17 protein-coding genes and 3 pseudogenes are annotated in these 22,267 nt (G+C 51.4%); 1 reads left to right on the top strand and 19 read right to left on the bottom strand.

Annotation, left to right across the window (positions count from 1 at the left end; translation table 11 throughout):
• Window positions 1–12: 12 nt before the first annotated feature.
• The 4 genes and pseudogenes from torZ to C4F37_RS05570 all read right to left on the bottom strand — a co-directional run bounded on the left by torZ (window position 13) and on the right by C4F37_RS05570 (window position 5,280).
• Window positions 13–2,441 (bottom strand): annotated as a pseudogene (gene torZ / locus C4F37_RS05585) (trimethylamine N-oxide reductase TorZ).
• Window positions 2,442–2,465: 24 nt separating this feature from the next.
• On the bottom strand, window positions 2,466–3,566 hold the full coding sequence (locus tag C4F37_RS05580; RefSeq protein ID WP_001214286.1) for a NapC/NirT family cytochrome c: 1,101 nt from the start codon (window positions 3,564–3,566) through the stop codon (window positions 2,466–2,468).
• A 387-nt stretch (window positions 3,567–3,953) separates the two neighbouring features.
• Window positions 3,954–4,700 carry a copper homeostasis protein CutC gene (gene cutC, locus C4F37_RS05575; protein ID WP_001185734.1) on the bottom strand — a complete coding sequence of 249 codons (747 nt, stop codon included), beginning with the start codon at window positions 4,698–4,700 and terminating at the stop codon, window positions 3,954–3,956.
• Between the two features lie 13 nt (window positions 4,701–4,713).
• A complete protein-coding gene (locus tag C4F37_RS05570; protein ID WP_001490174.1) occupies window positions 4,714–5,280 on the bottom strand; it encodes a VOC family protein in 567 nt (188 codons plus the stop codon).
• Between the two features lie 215 nt (window positions 5,281–5,495).
• On the opposite strand from C4F37_RS05570, the gene argS reads away from it, so the two are divergent.
• Window positions 5,496–7,229: an arginine--tRNA ligase gene (argS, locus tag C4F37_RS05560; RefSeq protein ID WP_001773938.1), complete on the top strand. Its 1,734-nt coding sequence runs from the start codon at window positions 5,496–5,498 to the stop codon at window positions 7,227–7,229.
• 52 nt (window positions 7,230–7,281) lie between these two features.
• On the opposite strand, the gene flhE is transcribed toward argS, so the two are convergent.
• The 15 genes and pseudogenes from flhE to flhD form a co-directional block, all read right to left on the bottom strand.
• On the bottom strand, window positions 7,282–7,674 hold the full coding sequence (gene flhE / locus C4F37_RS05555) for a flagellar protein FlhE (RefSeq protein ID WP_024186843.1): 393 nt from the start codon (window positions 7,672–7,674) through the stop codon (window positions 7,282–7,284).
• Complete coding sequence (flhA, locus tag C4F37_RS05550; RefSeq protein ID WP_001538876.1) at window positions 7,674–9,752, bottom strand: flagellar biosynthesis protein FlhA; 2,079 nt, start codon at window positions 9,750–9,752, stop codon at window positions 7,674–7,676. The genes flhE and flhA overlap by 1 nt, the downstream gene beginning before the upstream one ends.
• A complete protein-coding gene (flhB, locus tag C4F37_RS05545) occupies window positions 9,745–10,893 on the bottom strand; it encodes a flagellar biosynthesis protein FlhB (protein WP_001278942.1) in 1,149 nt (382 codons plus the stop codon). Before flhB ends, flhA begins: the two co-directional genes overlap by 8 nt.
• A 208-nt stretch (window positions 10,894–11,101) precedes the next feature.
• A complete protein-coding gene (cheZ, locus tag C4F37_RS05540) occupies window positions 11,102–11,746 on the bottom strand; it encodes a protein phosphatase CheZ (RefSeq protein ID WP_000983609.1) in 645 nt (214 codons plus the stop codon).
• Between the two features lie 10 nt (window positions 11,747–11,756).
• A complete protein-coding gene (gene cheY / locus C4F37_RS05535; RefSeq protein WP_000763860.1) occupies window positions 11,757–12,146 on the bottom strand; it encodes a chemotaxis response regulator CheY in 390 nt (129 codons plus the stop codon).
• A 14-nt stretch (window positions 12,147–12,160) separates the two neighbouring features.
• On the bottom strand, window positions 12,161–13,210 hold the full coding sequence (gene cheB / locus C4F37_RS05530; protein WP_000036385.1) for a protein-glutamate methylesterase/protein glutamine deamidase: 1,050 nt from the start codon (window positions 13,208–13,210) through the stop codon (window positions 12,161–12,163).
• 2 nt (window positions 13,211–13,212) lie between these two features.
• Window positions 13,213–14,073: a protein-glutamate O-methyltransferase CheR gene (cheR, locus tag C4F37_RS05525; protein ID WP_001533408.1), complete on the bottom strand. Its 861-nt coding sequence runs from the start codon at window positions 14,071–14,073 to the stop codon at window positions 13,213–13,215.
• Between the two features lie 93 nt (window positions 14,074–14,166).
• A pseudogene (locus tag C4F37_RS27505) lies at window positions 14,167–14,318 on the bottom strand (Tar ligand binding domain-containing protein); the annotation flags it as partial.
• Between the two features lie 45 nt (window positions 14,319–14,363).
• Window positions 14,364–16,025, bottom strand: coding sequence for a methyl-accepting chemotaxis protein II (gene tar, locus C4F37_RS05515; RefSeq protein WP_001313042.1), 1,662 nt, complete (start codon window positions 16,023–16,025; stop codon window positions 14,364–14,366).
• Between the two features lie 144 nt (window positions 16,026–16,169).
• Window positions 16,170–16,673 carry a chemotaxis protein CheW gene (gene cheW / locus C4F37_RS05510; protein WP_000147302.1) on the bottom strand — a complete coding sequence of 168 codons (504 nt, stop codon included), beginning with the start codon at window positions 16,671–16,673 and terminating at the stop codon, window positions 16,170–16,172.
• A 20-nt stretch (window positions 16,674–16,693) separates the two neighbouring features.
• Window positions 16,694–18,658 (bottom strand): annotated as a pseudogene (gene cheA / locus C4F37_RS05505) (chemotaxis protein CheA).
• Window positions 18,659–18,662: 4 nt separating this feature from the next.
• Complete coding sequence (motB, locus tag C4F37_RS05500; RefSeq protein WP_001538878.1) at window positions 18,663–19,589, bottom strand: flagellar motor protein MotB; 927 nt, start codon at window positions 19,587–19,589, stop codon at window positions 18,663–18,665.
• Entirely contained in the window at window positions 19,586–20,473 is an 888-nt protein-coding gene (gene motA, locus C4F37_RS05495; protein ID WP_000906342.1) for a flagellar motor stator protein MotA, read from the bottom strand. Before motA ends, motB begins: the two co-directional genes overlap by 4 nt.
• 126 nt (window positions 20,474–20,599) lie before the next feature.
• On the bottom strand, window positions 20,600–21,178 hold the full coding sequence (gene flhC / locus C4F37_RS05490) for a flagellar transcriptional regulator FlhC (RefSeq protein WP_001291603.1): 579 nt from the start codon (window positions 21,176–21,178) through the stop codon (window positions 20,600–20,602).
• Window positions 21,179–21,180: 2 nt separating this feature from the next.
• A complete protein-coding gene (gene flhD, locus C4F37_RS05485) occupies window positions 21,181–21,531 on the bottom strand; it encodes a flagellar transcriptional regulator FlhD (protein ID WP_001295647.1) in 351 nt (116 codons plus the stop codon).
• Window positions 21,532–22,267 lie beyond the last annotated feature (736 nt).

The raw sequence follows: 22,267 nt of genomic DNA, 5'->3' as shown, positions 1-22,267 counted from the left end.
GCTTTTCACGTCTTATGCCTGAACAGCTGGCTGATCAAACGCCGTTAACTTCAGCGCATTGCCCGTATATTTTTCGATATACACCAGCGCAGAGTTACCGGCACAGGCATTCGCCAGCTGCGAGCTGGGGATATCCGCCGTTAACACGTTCGCACTACCGTTTTTACACAAGCCATTTTCCAGATCTGGCCATGCACCTTCATGCACGCATACCACGCCTTTTTTGATCCCGTCAGTCACCACCGCGCCTGTCAGGATCTGACCGCGCTTGTTCCAGACACGCACCAGATCGCCATTCGCAATACCAAAGCGAGCAGCATCTTCGGTGTGAATAGTGATTGGTTCACGATCGGCAACCGCATATTTTTTACGCAGTTCCGCATAGTTAAGCTGACTGTGTAAACGGTGTGCCGGATGTGCGGTCAGAAGCTGCAACTGCTTCTCGTCGGCGGTACCCTTCCACTCATCAGGCGCAAGCCAGGTTGGGTGTGCCGGGCAATCCTTATAGCCAAATTTTTCCAGCGTTCTGGAGTAAATCTCAATTTTGCCGCTTGGCGTACCCAGCGCATTTTTCACCGGATCGGCGCGGAAATCACCATAACGAATGTACTGTTCGTTCTTCTCGCTGCGGCGCATTTCGATCAGTTTATTTTGCTGCCAGAAGGCATTAAACATCGGCATAGTCACGCGTTGCGCACGGGCACCTTTCTGAGCGGCATCATAGAAAAATTTCAGCCACGCCATTTCATCTTTACCTTCGGTATAGATCTCTTTTCCGCCAGGTTTGAGTAATTCAGCAAGATCGGCAAACACGTCAAAATCGTTGCGCGCTTCAAATTGCGCAGCGACAGCCTGCTTCATCGGCACAATATGCTGGTTGCTGTAATCACCGGTCATCGTCAGGTCATTGCGCTCAAACGATGTGGTGATCGGTAATACGATATCTGCGTGTTTGGCTGCTGCGGTCCAGTAGCATTCAGAAACGACGATCATCTCCGGTTTCTGCCATGCTTTAATCAGACGATTAGTATCCTGGTGATGGGTAAAGTTACCGCCACCCGCCCACCAGATCATTTTGATATTCGGATACGTTTGTTCTTTACCGTTATGCTGATATTTGCTGCCAGGATTTTCCAGCGCATCGACGATACGGGCAACAGGAATCGCCGTCATTCCGCCATCATCAGCGGCCTCGCTGGCCTGTCCGGCAATCGCCGCAGACATTTCTGGTAGCACGCCGCCAACACGCGTCGGGTTGCCACCGTTGGAGTAATGATAAGAGAAACCAAACCCGCCGCCCGGTGTACCAATCTGCCCTAACATCGCCGCCAGCGTCACCAGCATCCAGTGTTTCTGTTCACCATATTGCTGGCGCTGAATTCCCCAGCCTGCCATCAGCATTGTGCGATTTGCCGCCATCAGTTCAGCGAGTTTGACTATCTGCGCTTCCGGTACGCCAGTAATTTCCGCCGCCCAGGCCGCGCTCTTCGGCGTATTATCGCTCTTACCTGTCAGATACTCTTCAAACTGCGGATACCCGGTAGTGTATTTTTCAAGGAACACTTTATCGTGTTTGCCTTGTGTCATCAGGGTATGCGCAATCCTAACATCAGTGCCACATCGGTGCCCATATTCGGTGCGATCCAGGTGGCATTATCGCCAAAGAATTCGATGGTTTCGGAGCAGATAGGATCAATGGCAATCACTGGTTTGCCAGATTTTTTCAGCTGATGGAAGTATTCCAGCCCTTGCTCATCGGTACTGCTCCAGGCAATTTTGAGCGTGTTCAGCGGGTTCATCCCCCACAGCACCACCACCTGGCTGTTTTCCAGAATCAGCGGCCAGGAGGTCTGCTGTTCATACACCTCTACAGAACCGACCACATGCGGCATGATCACCTGTGCCGCTCCGGTTGAATAATCGCCGCTATGCCCGGAATAACCGCCCGCCAGGTTCATATAACGTTGCAGTAAGGTTTGCGCTTTATGCAACACGCCAGAAGAACGCCAGCCATAAGATCCGGCAAAAATGGCCGATGGTCCGTTAGCTTTGCGAATGCGATCGTGTTGTTCATGAATCAGTTTTAATGCTTGTTCCCAGCTCACCTGTACATAGGTATCTTCGCCACGACCTTTCACCGGTTGCAGTGGATTATCGAGATAGCTTTTTCTCACCATCGGATGCTGAATACGCGCCGTGGTGTGTACCTGATCCGCCGCCGTAGACTGTAATGAGTTCGGTATGGTTTTCGCCAGCGCGCCTGTCGAAGAAACAATCTTGCCGTCCTTCACTTCTACGTTCATCGCTCCCCAACGGCCCGCGGTGAGAATTTTGCCGCCCTTTTCTTCTGCCCATGCGGGTAGCGGTGCAGCCGATGTCACCACCAGCGTCCCTGCCGCAATACCGCTATGTTTAATAAATTCACGTCTTGTTAATGTCATAACTTCCTCCCTGATCAACGAGGATCACTGTTTCTCGGTAATATCTTTGGCGTTGTACTGGAAGTACCGCGTCAAAATGTCCAGTTCGTTTTCGCTCATGCTGGTTCGCGCCCCCATTCCTTTGGCAATGGACGGCCATGTATTGACGGTGTAATGGTCGGCGGCAATAGGGGCATGGCAGCCAGCGCAATAGGTACCGTCAAGTTTTTCAGCGTATTGCCATAGCGGTTTACGGTCCGCTAATGCGGGATCGATAAGCGCCCCCTGCAAAGACGCCTGACGCCATTGATTGCCGTATTCGTCAGCCTGCCATTCCCCGTTTACCGTTAGCGCCTTGATACCTTCTTCACTTAATGTGGCGAGCGCCAGCCGTTGGCCTGCCGCCAGGTAGAGCGTGTTTTCACTGCCCTGCATTTGATAACCCTGCAACCGAACAATTGGCTGTTTGCCACTGGCATCAACGACGGTAAGATCGGTACCAGGAGTCACGGTAGCCAGTTCGCCTATGCGAGAAGTTTTGAAAGGATAAATATGTGCGCCATTAGTAACTGAAGTAGCGGCCTGACTTTCCAGCTCATGCGCCGCGTTGTCATCCATTTTTATTTCTGGCGGAAAATGGGCAATGCCTTTATGGCAATCGATACAGGTTTCGCCGTCCTTTTGCGCTTTATTATGCATTTTCTGCGCAGATTCACTTTGCGAGGCAATATCCATGGCATCAAAAGAATGGCAACTACGGCAGGTTGCAGAGTCAGTTGCTTTTAATTCTTTCCATACTGTTTCGGCCATTTCCTGGCGATGAGCTTCGAACTTATCATCACTGTCTATTTTGCCGCTAACAAATTCATGATAAATATCTTTAGATGCTTTTAATTTAGCAAATAAATAATCCATCCCTGACTTTGGAATATGGCAATCGGCACATTCCGCACGTATCCCTTTCTGGTTTGAAAAGTGGACAGTTCCCTGATATTCCTCAAAAGGTTTACTCATCGAGTGGCAGGAAAGGCAAAATGCGGTATCCGACGTTTTATGTAAGGCTTTTTGCGCCAGCAATAACCCGCCGCCACCAACCACAACCGCTATCAGCAAAAACAATAACCCAATGCGTTTTTTCCCTCGCATAGATTCCTCTAATTAAATTCCAGGACACCGATACCATTGTATAAATAAATACACAACGAATTGACTACTTGCTTAATTCGGCACAACACTGCCTGAAATAATCGATAAAGAATATGATTTATTACAATGTAATCATTAATTGCTAAGGAATAACCCAGTTGTTATTTAGAATATATATTTGTCAGTTTTGGCAATTTAAATCACATAATGAATGTGAATATATAAAATATTTTTAGCACAACGCTATGCGCACTGTCACCCGCTCAACAGATCACGGCAATCGTTCGTTTTTTATACTGCTCAGGGATAAAAAAAGGCCCCTGTTGAAATTGCAGGGGCCTGGTACGAGCAAGCATCATATTGGGCGACATGATGCAACGGTAAAAATCATTTGGCCTGATGGCGTTCAATGATTCCTTTCATTTCAGCAACCGCCGCCCCGTCTACGACATAACGCGAATACTCGTCCGCGTGTGCATCTGATGACATGGACAATCCTTGATTACGATAACGCATCGGTGAGGCTTGCCACGCTCCCGCGGAGCTATGGACTTCCAGCACTCCGGCATCGAGGAAGTGGTGCAGGTTTTCCGCACGGACTCCTGCTCCGGCCATAATGATTGGAGCATCACGATGGGCAATAAGTTCCATAATTTTTGATAAACCTTGCAGTGCGTCTGACTTTTGCCCTGATGTCAGTACCCGGGCAATGCCCAATTCCGTAAGATTATTGAGTGTATTTAAAGGGTTAGCGCACATATCGAAGGCACGATGAAAAGTCACTGCCAGCGGACCGGCAGCAGCCATTATTTTTTCCATTCGTGGCATATCGACATTCCCGTCAACATCGAGAACGCCCGTCACCAGTCCAGGAAAACCTAATTCGCGGACTGTGCGCACATCTTCAAGAATGGCGGCAAACTCACCGTCGCTGTAGCAAAAATCACCACCGCGTGGGCGGATAATCGGATGCACTGGGATCGTCACCCGCTGGCGCACGGATTTCAGTACCCCCAACGACGGCGTTAAGCCCCCCTCTTTTGGAGCTGCGCATAATTCAACTCTGTCAGCGCCGTTTTGCTGCGCCGTTAGCGCGCATTCCATGCTGTAACAGCAAATTTCCAGTAATGCCATTTTTGCTCCTTAGTTACGCCGACTGCTCGCTGGCAACGATCTCTTCAATGGACCACGGATGAAACTTAATGGTTGTTTTACCATCGGTGACCGCCAGCGTCGGATTCGGTAATCGTTCATGCTCACCTTTTGGCGAACTGGTTTTAACTGAGATCCCCGGCAGGCTGAGTCCTTCATCAGAAAGCAATGCCAGCGCACGGGCATTCAGCGTTTCTGGATCACCCGGTAGAACGATTTCAATATGTTCCCAACCTTCGTGCGGGTAACGTTTTTCCCCGGGCCACGGTAGCTCCACAATGGAAAACTGCCAGTGCGCAACCTGTAGCGGTTCATGCAATTTAAACAGACAAATCGGTCTGCCATTGATCATATTTTCTGACAAAAGCTCGCCGCACTGTTCAAACCCGCGACGCCAGCGTTCAGCGGTGACGTTTTGATGGCAACGCAAGGAAATGTGATCGGCAGTCAGCGGAGTGATATCCAACCCCAGACGGCGGGAAAGTTCATCTAATGCGTGGGTAAATCGCGGTAAATCCGATGCAATATCCTGCAGCTCGTCGATAGATTGCCAGTTCGCCATAATCACTCTTCGTCTTTCATTAAAAGCGCTAATTTACCCTGTTGCCCTGCGCCAACCAACCGCTGATTTCACGCCGCTTCTGATGCAATGGTGAAAACGGCAATACGCCACGCGCACGTTGCTGACGAAAACAGCCATTTGCAGTATACTCCCGCCCTAATTTCTTTAACTGGTGCGGGCAATTTTTGCTCGCTTCATCAATGTAAGGTATTCCGGTGAATATTCAGGCTCTTCTCTCAGAAAAAGTCCGTCAGGCCATGATTGCGGCAGGCGCGCCTGCGGATTGCGAACCGCAGGTTCGTCAGTCAGCAAAAGTTCAGTTCGGCGGCTATCAGGCTAACGGCATGATGGCAGTTGCTAAAAAACTGGGTATGGCACCGCGACAATTAGCAGAGCAGGTGCTGACTCATCTGGATCTTAACGGTATCGCCAGCAAAGTTGAGATCGCCGGTCCAGGCTTTATCAACATTTTCCTTGATCCGGCATTCCTGGCTGAACATGTTCAGCAGGCGCTGGCGTCCGATCGTCTCGGTGTTGCTACGCCAGAAAAACAAACCATTGTGGTTGACTACTCTGCGCCAAACGTGGCGAAAGAGATGCATGTCGGTCACCTGCGCTCTACCATTATTGGTGACGCAGCAGTTCGTACTCTGGAGTTCCTCGGTCACAAAGTGATTCGCGCAAACCACGTCGGCGACTGGGGCACTCAGTTCGGTATGCTGATTGCGTGGCTGGAAAAGCAGCAGCAGGAAAACGCCGGTGAAATGGAGCTGGCTGACCTTGAAGGTTTCTACCGCGATGCGAAAAAGCATTACGACGAAGATGAAGAGTTTGCCGAGCGTGCACGTAACTACGTGGTAAAACTGCAAAGCGGTGACGAATATTTCCGCGAGATGTGGCGCAAACTGGTCGACATCACCATGACGCAGAACCAGATCACCTACGATCGTCTGAACGTGACGCTGACCCGTGATGACGTGATGGGTGAAAGCCTCTACAACCCAATGCTGCCGGGTATCGTGGCGGACCTGAAAGCCAAAGGTCTGGCAGTAGAAAGTGAAGGCGCGACCGTTGTATTCCTTGATGAGTTCAAAAACAAGGAAGGCGAACCGATGGGCGTGATCATTCAGAAGAAAGATGGTGGCTATCTCTACACCACCACTGATATCGCCTGTGCGAAATATCGTTATGAAACACTGCATGCCGATCGCGTGCTGTATTACATCGACTCCCGTCAGCATCAACACCTGATGCAGGCGTGGGCTATCGTCCGCAAAGCAGGCTATGTACCGGAATCCGTACCGCTGGAACACCACATGTTCGGCATGATGCTGGGTAAAGACGGCAAACCGTTCAAAACCCGCGCGGGTGGTACAGTGAAACTGGCAGACCTGCTGGATGAAGCCCTGGAGCGTGCACGCCGTCTGGTGGCAGAAAAGAACCCGGATATGCCAGCCGACGAGCTGGAAAAACTGGCTAACGCGGTTGGTATTGGTGCGGTGAAATATGCGGATCTCTCCAAAAACCGCACCACGGACTACATCTTCGACTGGGACAACATGCTGGCGTTTGAGGGTAATACCGCGCCATACATGCAGTATGCTTACACGCGTGTATTATCCGTGTTCCGTAAAGCAGAAATTGACGAAGAGCAACTGGCTGCAGCTCCGGTAATCATCCGTGAAGATCGTGAAGCGCAACTGGCAGCTCGCCTGCTGCAGTTTGAAGAAACCCTCACTGTGGTTGCCCGTGAAGGCACGCCGCATGTGATGTGTGCTTACCTGTACGATCTGGCCGGTCTGTTCTCTGGCTTCTACGAGCACTGCCCGATCCTCAGCGCAGAAAACGAAGAAGTGCGTAACAGCCGTCTGAAACTGGCACAACTGACGGCGAAGACGCTGAAGCTGGGTCTGGATACGCTGGGTATTGAGACAGTAGAGCGTATGTAATCGCGTTATACGGCAACAGCCGATGTCATTGCAGACATCGGCTTTTTTATCATTAACGATAATTTACAATCACTTCATTCCGTTGAATCTTTAGCGGCGGAATTAACCGCCCACCGCCAGGCACTTCCCAGATAAAGCGCAACGGTTCTGCCGCCGGTATACCGGAAAAGGCCACGGTGGTTCCACTCTGCCCCTCTAATTCGACACAACGAGATTGTGAACACAAGCGAACCCGCAGTCCTGCAGGTGTCGGACCGATAAGCTGATAACGCCACGCCACCAGCGTCATCAATCCTGCAGCAGGTTGTCGAGTAGAAAGAGGCGCTGACGACATCGACTCACCACGGTGATTCAGCGTAACGCCCACACTACTCGCCTGCCACATCCCCTCCCCGGCGGCTTGCACCAGCAGCGGAAACAATAATATTGCTAATAAAGTTCTCATCATTTACCACCAATTGTCGCCGTCATGCGGATATGTCGGTTATCAGATAGTTCCAGATTCGACAGCACCACTAACTGCGGCAAGCTGCGGCGCAGGAAGCGAGACAATAATGGTCGCAGCGCGTGGTTCACCAACAGTACCGGCGGCGCACCCAACATCTCCTGACGGGATAGCGCTTCCTGAGTTTGCGCCAACAAGCGATCCGCCAGCCCTGGCTCCAGTCCCCCCCCGCCCTGCAATGCCTGTAGCAACAAACGTTCCAGCGGTGTATCGAGGCCAATAACATGGACTTCATCTTTGCCAGGAAACCACTGCTGGGTAATCGCACGTCCCAACGCCACGCGCACGACAGCGGTTAATTCATGCGGATCGCTCTGGATGGGCGCATGTTCCGCCAGCGTTTCGAGAATGGTGCGCATATCGCGAATCGGCACTTTTTCATCGAGCAGATTTTGCAGCACTTTATGCAGTGTGGTAAGCGTGACGACGCCAGGAACGAGATCTTCCGTCAGCTTTGGCATCTCCTGGGCGACGCGATCCAGCAGCTGTTGCGCCTCCTGACGACCAAACAGCTCTGCGGCATGCTGGCTAATGAGGTGGTTAAGATGCGTTGCCACCACCGTGCTGGCCTCAACCACGGTGTACCCCTGAATCTGCGCCTGTTCTTTAAGCGCACTTTCAATCCAGATAGCATTCAGGCCAAATGCCGGATCAACGGTCGCTTCACCAGGTAATGTTCCGGCGGCAGTGCCTGGATTAATTGCCAGCCAGCGCCCCGGATAAGCATCACCACTCCCCATTTCGACACCTTTCATCAAGATACGATAGCGGGCTGGTTGCAAATCCATATTGTCGCGAATGTGTACCACTGGCGGCAGAAACCCCATCTCCTGGGCAAATTTCTTGCGGATACTGCGTATACGGCCCAACAACTCACCATCCTGCTGGAAATCGACCATCGGGATCAGTCGATAACCCACTTCCATTCCCAGAGAATCTTCCAGTTGTACATCGTTCCACGTCGCTTCGACAACGGTATTATTCTCTGCCATTTTTACCGGTTTTGGTTCAGCAGGCGCTTTTTGTTCACGTCCGCGGATCCACCAGGCCAGCCCCAGCAATCCGGCAGTGAACAGCAAAAATACCAGGTTCGGCATTCCAGGCACCAGGCCGAGTAAACCGAGCACGGCGGCGCTTAATAACATAACGCTCGGATTACTGAAAAGCTGATTCACCATCTGCTCGCCAACATCCTGATCGGTGCTGACACGTGTAACGATGACGCCCGCGGCGGTAGAAATCACCAGTGCCGGGATTTGTGCCACCAGACCGTCGCCAATGGTCAATAGCGTATAACTTTCCGCCGCGTGCCCCATGCTCATGCCATGTTGCAGCACACCGACCAGCAATCCGCCGACAACGTTAATGACCATGATGAGGATCCCGGCGATGGCATCGCCGCGAACAAACTTACTTGCCCCGTCCATCGAGCCGTAAAAATCGGCTTCCTGAGTCACTTCGGAGCGGCGTTTTTTCGCTTCATCTTCACCAATCAATCCGGCGTTAAGGTCGGCGTCAATCGCCATCTGCTTACCCGGCATACCATCGAGAACAAAGCGCGCGCCCACTTCCGCAATACGCCCGGCACCTTTGGTGATAACCATAAAGTTGATGATCACGAGAATGACGAACACCACGATACCGATAGCGAAATTGCCACCAACGAGGAAGTGACCGAACGCTTCGACCACCTTTCCAGCCGCCGCCGCGCCGGTATGCCCTTCCATCAAAATGATACGGGTTGAAGCCACGTTAAGTGCCAGACGCAACAGCGTGGTAAACAACAGGATGGTCGGAAACGCAGCAAACTCGAGCGTGCGCTGGGTAAACATCGCCACCAGCAACACCATGATCGACAAGGCAATATTGAAGGTAAACAGCAGGTCGAGTATGAATGCGGGCAGTGGCAGTACCATCATCGACAAGATCAACAGGATCAAAATCGGTCCGGCAAGGATCTGCCATTGTGTCGATTTCAGGTTTGCAGGCAGGCGCAGCATCGCGGCCAGATTACTCATGGGTCGGTTTCTCGTTAATAAAATCCAAGGCTTCCGGCACCGGAAGATGAGTAGGTTGTACAGGGCGCTGTCCACCAGCCAGACGCCAGCGTTTCAGTTGCCAGACCCAGGCCAGCACTTCCGCCACCGCGGCGTACAGTTGACCCGGGATTTGTTGACCGATCTCCGCATGTCGATACAGCGCACGCGCCAGCGGCGGCGCTTCAAGCGTCGGGACGTTATTTTCAGCGCCAATTTCACGAATGCGCAGCGCGACCAGCCCTGCACCTTTAGCGACCACTTTCGGTGCGCTCATTTTGTTTTCGTCATACTGCAACGCTACCGAATAGTGGGTCGGGTTATTGACAATGACATCCGCTTTCGGCACATCGGCCATCATCCGACGCCGTGCGGCCGCTCGCTGCATCTGACGGATCCGCCCTTTAACATGGGGGTCGCCTTCGCTTTGTTTGAACTCATCACGAATATCCTGCCGTGACATTCGCAGCTTTTTCAGGTGGCTGAAGATTTGGAAAAAGACGTCAAATCCCACCATTGGAATGACACCAAGCACCACCAGCAGCGCGCATAGCCCTACCAGATCCATCGCATTACCCATGGCGGTAATCGGAGACTCGGCCATTAAGCGCATCATCTGCGGCCAGTGATGCCAGAGAAAAAACCCCGTCACGCTGCCAACCAGGATGGTTTTCAAAATTGCCTTAAGCAACTCCGCGCCAGTCTGTGCCGAGAACATCCGTTTAATGCCCGGTAGCGGGTTGAGTTTGGAAAACTTCGGCTGCAAGGATTTTCCGCTAAATACCAGCCCCCCCAGCATAACCGGAGAAATAATCGCCACCAGCACCACGCCGCTAATCAGCGGTAGCAGCGCCAGCATGGCTTCTCTGATCAGCAGAATAATCTGCCCGAGGATCAGATTCGGGTCATTGATAATACTGTGATCAAAATGCAGCCCTGCGGAGAGCATGCCCGACAATCGACGGGCCAGCGACACACCGCCAAACCAGATAACACTAACGCCCACCAGCAAAATCAGCAGTGAAGTCAGTTCGCGGGAACGCGGGATTTGCCCCTCTTCCCGCGCTTTTTCTAGTCGGTGAGGTGTGGGGGCTTCTGTTTTGTCGTCGCTCTCGTCAGACACGTCGCCAATCCTGGAAAGAGTATTAAGCGTAAATGATGCCAGAGCGCAAAGTGTTCAATGGTTTGAGTAAGGGGCAAAACAGGCGGGATTTAGGGCTTTTGCCACAGCACATCAGGCATGGTGACATGTTTGTCGGGTACGGCGTAAACGCCTTATCCAACCTTGAAGATCTGATGTGACGCGGCCACGTCACATCAGGCAATACAAATCAAAATCCAAGACTATCCAACAAATCGTCCACCTGATCCTGACTGGCTACCACACCGGCTTTGCTGGTATCGACCTGAGGTCCATTAAGCAAACTCTGGTTTTCACGTTTTGGACGCGACTCCTGTTCCGGGATGTTTTCCAACAGCACCATCAGCAACTGACGTTCGATCTCCTGAATGACATCCATCATCCGCTTAATGACCTGTCCGGTGAGATCCTGAAAATCCTGCGCCATCATGATTTCCAGCAGTTGCGCGTTAGTAAAGCTGGTATGTGCGGGGACATCTGCCAGAAATTGCCGCGTGTCTGTTACCAGTTCACGGGCGTCGGCAAGGTCAATCGGATCGGCAAACCAGTCATCCCAACGTTGGGTTAACGCTTTTGCTGATTTCTCCATTTGATCCTGATGCGGTTGTGACGCCTCAACACTGTTCAGCGCCCGCTCCGCAGCCTGGGCGGTCATCTGCACAACATAGTACAAACGATCGCGCGCATCGGGGATAGCTTCCGCGGCTTCGGCAATGGCCTGATCCAGCCCCAGTTCCCGCAAACTGTCGCGCAGCATACGCGTCAGGCTGCCGATGCGCGCAATGATATCGCCAGCTGAATGCTCGTCAGCAGGTTTGATTGATGGTTGCATCATAGTCGCATCCTCACATGCCCAGTTTCTCAAAGATTTTGTTGAGTTTTTCCTCCAGCGTCGCGGCGGTAAATGGTTTCACCACATAGCCACTGGCCCCCGCTTGCGCCGCAGCAATGATGTTCTCTTTCTTCGCTTCTGCAGTCACCATTAACACTGGCAATGCCGACATCGCGCCATCCGCACGAATCGTTTTCAGCAACTCCAGGCCATCCATATTGGGCATGTTCCAGTCGGAGATAACAAATCCATAACCGCCTGCCTGCAACTTATTGAGAGCGTCGAGGCCATCTTCCGCTTCCTCAACATTATTGAATCCCAGCTCTTTCAGCAGGTTACGCACTATGCGTCGCATGGTGGAAAAGTCATCCACAACCAAAAATTTAAGTTCTTTATCCGCCATTTCACACTCCTGATTTAAATACGTATCGCCTGTCCGGCACTAATTTTTGCCAGCATTTGCTGACTTACCTGGCTAAGATCGACCACTTCGCAGACACCACCCATATTGATGGCCTCGCGCGGCATGCCGAACACCACGCAACTTGCTTCGTTTTGCGCAAGGGTCCATGCCCCCGCCTGACGCATCGCCAACATTCCCGCCGCGCCGTCGTTGCCCATACCGGTTAGGATTACCCCAACCGCATTACGCCCCGCCTGTTTGGCCACAGAATGGAACAACACATCTACCGATGGCCGATGGCGATTAACCGCCGGGCCATCGTGAATTTTGATTTGATAATTTGCGCCACTACGCGCCAGCTCCATATGCCGATCGCCCGGCGCGATATAGGCATGTCCCGGCAAGACGCGCTCTCCGTCTTCGGCTTCTTTAACTCCGATCTGGCAAAGCTTATTAAGTCTGTCGGCAAAAGAGCGGGTGAAACCGGGCGGCATATGCTGGGTAATTAACAGTGCCGGACTGGAAAGCGGCAACGGTTGCAGTACGTGACGAATTGCCTCAGTTCCACCCGTTGAAGCACCAATCGCAATCAGTTTTTCAGAACTCAACAACGGCCCCGCCTTCAGCGTTGTCGGTACCGACAATGGCTTATGTGCTGCAAGGCTCGCCTTTGCTGCCGTACGCACCTTTTCAGCAATCATTTCGCTATATGCCAGCATTCCTTCGCGAATACCCAGTTGCGGTTTGGTGACAAAATCTATCGCCCCCAGCTCCAGCGCGCGCAGCGTAACTTCTGACCCTTTGCCGGTCAGGGAAGAAACCATCACAACGGGCATTGGACGCAAACGCATTAATTTTTCGAGGAAATCCAGTCCGTCCATCCGCGGCATTTCAACATCCAGCGTCAATACATCGGGATTGAATTTCTTAATCAAATCACGCGCAACCAGCGGATCAGGGGCGGTCGCCACCATTTCCATGTCGCTATGGCTGTTGATGATTTCTGTCATGATCTGGCGCATCAGTGCCGAATCATCGACAGATAACACCCTGATTTTGCTCATCGTTAATCCTTACTTAGCGCATACACCGTCTGACCACGCAGCATGAAGCGGCGCTCAAGGTGGCTAAAGTTTTCAGAGTGACCCGCAAACAGCAATCCGTCGGGTTTAAGGAGCGGAACAAAGCGGCGCAAAATCTTCTGCTGGGTAGTTTGATCGAAGTAGATCATGACGTTACGACAGAAGATCGCATCAAACGGCCCCGGCACGGTGTACTGTTTCGCCAGTAAATTCAGCGGGGCAAAATCAACATAGTTCGCCAGCTCCTGACGCACGCGTACCAGCCCTTCATGCGGTCCCGTCCCTCGCATGAAATACCGTTGCAGTTGCTGCGGCGTCAGGTTTTTCAACTCTTCATGGCGATAAATACCGCTTCTGGCTTTTTCCAGCACTTCGGTGTCGATATCGCTGGCAAACACTTTCCAGCGTCCGGGCGCGGTGCCCAATGTATCAGCCAGCGTCATCGCTATGCTGTACGGCTCTTCGCCGGTTGAAGCCGCCGCACTCCATACGCGATACTCGCCAGAACGGCGACGTGCGTGATCCGCGAGCAGAGGAAAATGGTGTGCCTCACGGAAAAATGCCGTCAGATTCGTGGTCAGCGAATTGATAAACGCCTGCCACTCACCGCTGTGCTGATTAGATTCCAGCAAGTTCAGGTAATGACCGAAATCCGCCAGTCCCAGCGCACGCAAACGACGAACCAGTCGGTTGTAAACCATGTCGCGTTTATGGTCAGCCAGAACGATCCCGGCTCGTTGATAGATCAATTGACTTATCCGCCGAAAATGCGCGTCGGAAAGCGCCAGGCGCTCGGTCATCTGTAACAATAAAGACGTTTGCCCACAGGGCAGAGATGAAGTCATAGCGCCTTCTCAATCACTTCAGGATACCACTGGCGCAATTTGTAACTGCGCCGACTCATGTCGTGCTACTTCATGTTCTTCAAGGGTAAATACCGCCACACGCGACGAAAGATGGTCGGCCTGATTCAGTCGTTGCAAATCGTCGCGAAATGCCCAAAAGACATGCCGTTACTGCCAATCTGCAAGATCCCGCAGAGAATCAAAATTAAAAACAGCGTGGTCGAAATTCGAATACGATTAAACATCAACGCTCCCCATCAGGCGGCAATGACCGCTTTAGTAAATACTCGTCAAAATGTTTCCCAGTTTGGATCTTGTTCAGCAATTCGCAGTCGTGGCTGTGCCGGTGGTTGCTCACTGGCAGGACGAGATGGTGTTTGCGGTTTATTGGTGAGTGGGCTGGCTGCCAGACGGAACGCGGAAACCGCTTGCGTTAAACGACTCGCCTGTTCTTCCAGCGCAGCTGCGGCGGCAGCTGATTCCTGCACCAGCGATGCGTTCTGTTGCGTGACGCGATCCATTTCCGAAACCGCCAATGCGACTTGATCGATGCCACGACTCTGTTCATCCGATGCTGATGCAATCTCGCCCATAATGTCAGTCACGCGAGTGACAGCATTGACGATATTGTTCATTGTTTCCCCTGCGCTTTCGACCAGCACCGAACCGGTATCAACGCGCGAGACGGAGTCTTCAATGAGGGCTTTGATCTCTTTTGCCGCCTGGGCGCTGCGACTGGCAAGATTACGCACTTCGCCCGCCACCACGGCAAAACCACGGCCTTGTTCACCCGCTCGCGCGGCTTCAACAGCGGCATTCAGCGCGAGGATATTAGTCTGGAAGGCAATACCATCGATAACGCTGATAATGTCGGCAATTTTCTTCGAACTATCGGCGATCTCATGCATCGTTTTCACTACGCCATCCACCACTTTGCCGCCGTGCTGGGCGGTGTCGGAGGCACTTTGCGCCAGTTGCGAGGCCTGGCGGGCGTTATCGGCGTTTTGCTTCACTGTCGCGGTGAGCTGCTCCATGCTGGCGGCAGTTTCTTCCAGCGCGGATGCCTGCTGTTCAGTACGGGAGGAAAGATCGGTGTTGCCCGCCGCAATTTCACGGGTACCGGCATAGATGGCATCTGAACCTTCGCGCACATGAGTGACGGTGTCAGTCAAAGAGCGTTGCATATGTGAAACGCTCTGCGCCAGGTCGCCCATTTCACTGCGCCCGTCAATGGTCAGGGTATTCGCCAGGTTACCACCGGCAATTTCGCGAATATGCGCAATAATTTTTGCCAGCGGTGTAAGCAACATACGGCGAATGCCGTACCACGCCACCAGCAGAATCAATACCACCACCAGCGCGATAACCGCCAGTTGCCACTGGGCAAATCGGTAATCATCTGCGTTGTCAGTGACGATATCGCGATACAGTTTTTCACTGCTGAGGGCGTACTGAGCAAACGCTTCGCCCATTGCATTTTGCATTCCCTGGGTTGGCTGAGCGAAATAAGCTCCAGTATTGCCATAATCAAGATAATCAATCAGTTCAGTTAACGCTGTGTGATAGTTTTTATATTTTTCATCAATATTACGACTGGTAGCGACCATTTCAGGTAACGGTGCCATGCTTTTGAATTTTTTATAATGAGTCGCGGCCTGGGCCAATGTTTTCCTGGCACTATCGAGCAACTCAACTTTGGCATTACTTTGCTGATTGGATGAATCCATCATCATCCGCACCGCTGAACGACTCAGGTTAATGCGCGTTTGTAGCATTAAATCCCATGTTGACGTCAGCTCGCCCTGCTGTTCCCGTAATTGATTGGAAACCACAAAGCTCTTCTGGCTATGGTGAAGGGAAGAAAAAAACAGACTGCCGGAAATAAGCTGTAACAGTGCGAATACCCCCAGCACCATTACCAACAGCGTGACTACGCGGATACGGTTAATCATAAGGCACCTTCCTGAAAACAAGTTGATCTCGTTATCGGCAAGGAGGGGGGAAACTTTATTGCTGATGCCACCCGCCGCGAAATTGAAATAAAAAACCCGATGCGCAGATCATCGGGTTCATTTCAATTGAGGACATCGGGAGAATTACGCCACTTCTGACGCCGCGCTATCTAACAGCGCCATCTCTTCGCTGTTCAGCAGTTTTTCGATGTTCACCAGAATCAACATGCGGTCGCCCAGTGCGCCCAGTCCTGTGAGATATTCGGTTGAAAGCGTCACGGCAAATTCCGGTGCCGGACGAATTTGCTCCGCCGTCAATGAAAGCACGTCTGAGACGCCGTCAACCACGATGCCGACCACCCGCTGTCCGAGATTCAGGACGATAACTACCGTGTTGTCGTTATAGTCCACATCCACCTGGCTGAACTTAATTCGTAAGTCAACAATCGGCACAATAACGCCGCGCAGATTCGTGACGCCTTTGATAAACGCTGGCGTGTTCGCAATCCGTGTCACCTGATCGTAGCCACGGATCTCCTGCACTTTCAGAATATCAATACCGTACTCTTCATCACCAAGGGTAAATACCAGAAATTCCTGGCCTGACGGCTCGCTGGCCAGCTTTGTTACATTCGTCATACCGGTCATATTGTTACCTTTTTACTCATTCAGGCGGCGGTGTTCGCCATACGTTGTTCGCGGTTTATCGCCTGCAAGGCGGAGACATCAACAATCAGTGCCACGCTGCCGTCGCCAAGAATGGTCGCAGCAGAAATGCCGGGGACTTTGCGATAGTTACTTTCAAGGTTTTTAACCACAACCTGGTGTTGACCAATTAATTGATCCACTAGCAAGGCGTAGCGGCGACCGCCACTTTGTAAGATCACCACAATTCCCTGGGTGGCTTCGGTTTTCGCGCCCGCGACGTTGAACACTTTCCACAGTTCGACGATAGGCAGATATTCACCCCGCACTTCCAGCACCCGCTCGTCGCCAGCCAGTGGATGCAGATCGGCTTCACGGGGTTGCAGTGATTCCATGACAGCATTCAGCGGCAGAATGAAAACTTCATCCGCAACGCGTACGGACATGCCGTCAAGAATTGCCAGCGTCAGCGGCAGTAAAATGCGGATCGTAGTGCCAGTACCCTGCATCGACTGGATCTCGACATGACCGCCCATCTCCTGGATATTACGTTTAACGACGTCCATGCCGACGCCACGCCCGGAGACGTCGGTGACCTGCTCCGCCGTGGAGAAGCCAGGTGCAAATATCAGCATTGCAACTTCGTCGTCGCTCATGTTTTCGCTGACGGTCAGACCTTGCGAGGCCGCTTTTGCCAGAATTCGTTCACGGTTTAGCCCCGCCCCATCGTCGGTCACTTCAATGCAAATGTTGCCGCCCTGATGTTCGGCAGACAGAATTAAATTTCCGACGCTGTTTTTACCTGCAGCGAGCCGTTTTTCTGGCAGTTCAATACCGTGATCGAGGCTATTGCGTACCAGGTGGGTCAGCGGGTCGATAATGCGTTCAATCAGGCTCTTGTCGAGTTCAGTAGAACTGCCCACCAGCGTCAGTTCTACCTGCTTGCCGAGTTTTCCCGCCAGATCACGCACCAGCCGGGGATAGCGACTAAAGACATATTCCATCGGCATCATGCGAATCGACATCACTGATTCCTGCAAATCACGAGCGTTACGTTGTAACTGCCCCATGCTGGTAATCAAATCACCATGATTAACCGGGTCCAGTTCACTGGAGCGCTGAGCAAGCATGGACTGGGTGATGACCAGCTCGCCGACGAGGTTAATTAATTGATCAACCTTTTCTACCGCTACACGGATGCTGGTGGATTCACTGCTGCGCGTCGTTTTTTCCCGCTCCACGCGACCGGTTGGCGCTTGTTCGGCTGCCAGTTTAAGCACTGGTGGGGTGGATATTTTTGGCGAGACGTCTACTGTTTCAAAGGTAATCTGACCGGCTTCAATCACAAAACAGAGTACCGCTGTGATGTCATCTTCGGCGATGTCGCCCGGTAATATTGCCGAGAGAGAATCCGCCCCTTTCACCACGTCAGTTAACGTTGTCAGATGCCCCAACTCTTCTTCCAGCAGGTCGACTTCGCCGGCCTTCAGGCGCGAAAGGATAATTCGTCGCGGTGACTGACTACGACTCTGCTCATCTTGCGGTTCACTTTTGGCAACCACACTTAATCGGGTCACTGCAGATGGCGTTTCGCCTTTCGCTTCTAATGCCAGTTGACGCAAGGCCTAGCAGATATAATCGAAGCTGGCGGCATCCGGCTCTTGCGACTGTTTATAAGCGTCGAGCTGTTCTTGCATGATGTCCTTCGTTTCCAAAAACAGATTGATAATGTCGGTGTTGAGTTGCATCTCACCTCGTCTGGCTTCATCGAGCAGGTTTTCCATCAGATGCGTGGTTTCCTGCAAAACGCTGAAGCCAAAGGTTCCTGCCCCTCCTTTGATCGAGTGGGCAGCCCGAAAGATGGCATTCAACTGTTCGGCATCTGGCGCTTCCGGCTGCAAAACCAGCAGATGCTGCTCCATATCAGCCAACAGTTCGTCCGCTTCATCAAAAAATGTCTGATAAAAATCGCTTATATCCATGCTCACGCTGTCACCTCGGTTCGGCTGATGGCATTGTGGGAACACTGACCTGTGGTGCAACCTCAGGTTTTTCCAGGGCGCTTACTGGCTCATTCTGGCTTTCGGCGTTTTCATGCAAAATGGCCTGTTCGGCGTGTTTGTTCAGTACCAGCAGGCTGATGCGACGGTTGATGGCATCATCAGGTCCGCGATCGCTTAAGCGCATCGTTGCCGCCATGCCGACGACACGTAACACTTTGCCGCCATTCAACCCGCCAACCATCAGTTCGCGGCGGGATGCATTGGCCCGATCGGCAGAAAGCTCCCAGTTGCTATATCCTTTCTCACCACTGGCGTAAGGGAAATCATCGGTATGACCCGAAAGGCTAATACGGTTGGGAATACCATTCAGAACGGGCGCGATGGCGCGCAGAATGTCGCGCATATAGGGTTCGACGTCGGCACTGCCGGTTCTGAACATCGGGCGATTCTGGCTATCGATGATCTGAATACGTAGACCTTCCTGGACCAGATCGATTTTGAGATGTGGACGTAACGCCCGCAGTTTCGGATCGGACTCTATCAATTGGTCGAGATCGCCACGCAATTTCCGCAATCGACTTTGCTCCATGCGTTTTTTCAGCTCTTCGATGTTCGGCTGCTTATTCACTTCCCCCTGGCTTTGGGTGTAATCATCACCACCGCCGGGAATTGGGCTTTCACTATTAGAAATGCGATCGCCGCCCGTAACCGCTGTCGCCAGCGGAGTCCGGAAGTACTCCGCAATCTGAATCAGCTCTTTTGGACTGGAGATAGAGATCAGCCACATCACCAGAAAAAAGGCCATCATTGCGGTCATAAAGTCGGCATAAGCAATCTTCCACGATCCATGTGCTGCCCCGTGGCTTTTGGCTTTGCGTCGTTTGACGACAATAATCGGATGCGCTTGATTCTTCATGCTTCCTCGGTTGTCGTCTGTTGTTGCGGATTTTTCACCGCACGCACATGCTCTTCCAGCTCAATAAACGACGGACGTTCGCTGGAATAGAGCGTTTTGCGACCAAACTCAACGGCGATAGGCGGTGCGTAACCGTTCAGATTAGAAAGCAGAGTGACTTTGACGCACTGCATCATTTTGCTGGTTTCGGCGCTTTTCTGACGTAAAACACTCGCTAATGGGGAAATAAATCCGTAAGCCAATAAAATACCGAGGAAAGTCCCCACCATCGCATGAGCGATAAGCGCCCCCAGCTCGGCGGCAGGACGATCGGCTGAACCTAACGCGTGAACGACCCCCATTACAGCCGCAACAATACCAAACGCCGGAAGTGAGTCCCCGACCAGCGCCAGACTGTTCGCCGGGACTTCTGCCTCGCTTTCGTGCGTCTCAATCTCTTCATCCATCAGAGCTTCGATTTCGAAGGTGTTCATGTGACCACTGATAATCAGGCGCAGATAATCGACGATAAATTCAAGCATGACGCTATCCGCAAGGATGCGTGGGTAGCTGGCGAAGATCTCACTCTCACGGGGATTTTCAATATCGCGTTCCAGCGAAAACATCCCCATCTGCCGCGATTTCGCCATCAACCGATAAAGCAGAGCCAGCAGATCCATATACATTGCTTTGGTGTATTTGGAGCGACGAAACAGCAACGGCAGCGCCTTCAGCGTGCCTTTAATCGCTTTGCCATTATTGCCGACGATAAACGACCCAATCCCTGCACCGGCAATAATCACCAGTTCAGCGGGTTGATAGAGTGCTCCAAGGCTTCCACCGGTCATCAAATAACCGCCGAAAACTGTACCGAGAACAACCAGGTAACCTAATAAGATAAGCACGACATCATCCTTCCACTGTTGACCATGACAGGATGTTCAGTCGTCAGGCGTTAACACGCGATAGGGGCAAAAAAAAGCAGCGGTACATCGTTACCGCTGCTGGAATGTTTCGCCACACCGTATCAGTTAAACAGCCTGTACTCTCTGTTCATCCAGCAGTTGTGGGATAATATCGGCAGGATTCTGGGAAAGTTTACGTCTTTTTACTGCCCGGGATGGCGGCTGACATAAGCTGCAGGCAAAGCTGCCAACAGGCTGGTGAGCGTGGGTAATAAAATTGCCGCCGCAGCAGTTGCAGCTGGAAAGTTGCAGTAATCCACTTTCAACAAACCGCACCAATGTCCAGGCACGGGTTAATGCCAGCAGCGGTCCTTCTTCTGCTTGCGGGCACTGTTCAAGGTATAAACGGTAGGCTTTGATCACCGCATCGACGCCATTACACAAGCCAGTTTTCAGTAAAAACTGCCATGCATTACAGAACATCGAAGCATGAACATTTTGTTCCCAGGTCATAAACCAGTCGGTTGAGAATGGCAGCATGCCTTTCGGCGGTGGGCTTCCGCGCAGTTCTTTATAGAGTTTTATCAGACGTCCGCGACTTAACTGTGTTTCGCTTTCCAGCATCTGCAAACGAGCGCCCAGGGTGATCAATTCCATTGCCAGCTGAATATCCCGCGCTTCCTGAACAATGCTTTTTTCACTCATGATCAGGCCCTTTTCTTGCGCAGCGCTTCTTCAGGCTGATTAACATCATTCAGCAAGCGTGTTGAGAGCATGATGCCGGTATGAATTTGCTGGAGATCGTCAACGCGGGAATCTTGCGTCAACTGAGTAATCGTCTGGTGGCTGTCAAAACGGAAGTGACAAACCAGTTGATTGGTTTCTGCCAGCTTAACCATTTGCGGAAGAGTCAGTGCCGCTAACGTTGTCGCCATTTCTTCATTTATGCCGAGACGAAACATAGCGGACGCTTTGTCCTGAACAATCAGACGCTGTGCAAGTAGTAAATATGACAAGTTGATGTCATAAATGTGTTTCAGCAACTCGGAGGTATGCATTATTCCCACCCAGAATAACCAACTTTATTTTTATGCGGTCACACCGCACCCCGTGATGTCGCCGGGAAGCCCCGGTAAAAAATAATTAGCATTAGAATAGTTGCGATAAGCTGCAATAAGCAGACCCACCTTTTTGGTTTAATAAGTCCTTACAAATAGAAGGGGGTCTTTACACTTATCTAAGATTTTTCCTAAATCGACGCAACTGTACTCGTCACTACACGCACATACAACGGAGGGGGGCTGCGATTTTCAATAATGTGTGATGCAGATCACATAAAACGCTCAATTACTTAACATAAATGTATAAGTCATACTTTTGTTTTGGGTGTATTTCAATCTGTTAAAAATTTTTTCGCTACACTGGCAAGCAAAAATGAAACAGGAATAATCGAAATGGGATGTTGCGCACAGTTAAAATAACTCACCGTAAATAATCATCTGCTATAAATAATCGCTTTAATGCAATACCCGATAAGCCATTTTTAAACAAACACTTACCGCACAACAAACTAATTAACTACAAAGAAAGGCAACAATCAACCTAATGTTAATAAAATGTTTTGCATATATTAACCACTTGTTCAATATGGGAAATCAGTACATTATTTTCTTATAAATACAGTTGAAATCATATGATAACCAAGAGTGATTGATTAATTGTCTTTACTAATAATCAGACTAATATTTACCTGTTTAACTGAGTTGGGATTGCGTCGTTTCTCCATTAGGAGTA

Source organism: Escherichia sp. R1 (assembly GCF_003000935.1).
GTDB lineage: Bacteria > Pseudomonadota > Gammaproteobacteria > Enterobacterales > Enterobacteriaceae > Escherichia > Escherichia coli.
Note: the sequence above shows the minus strand (reverse complement) of the source record. Positions and strands in the feature narration are given on the sequence as shown.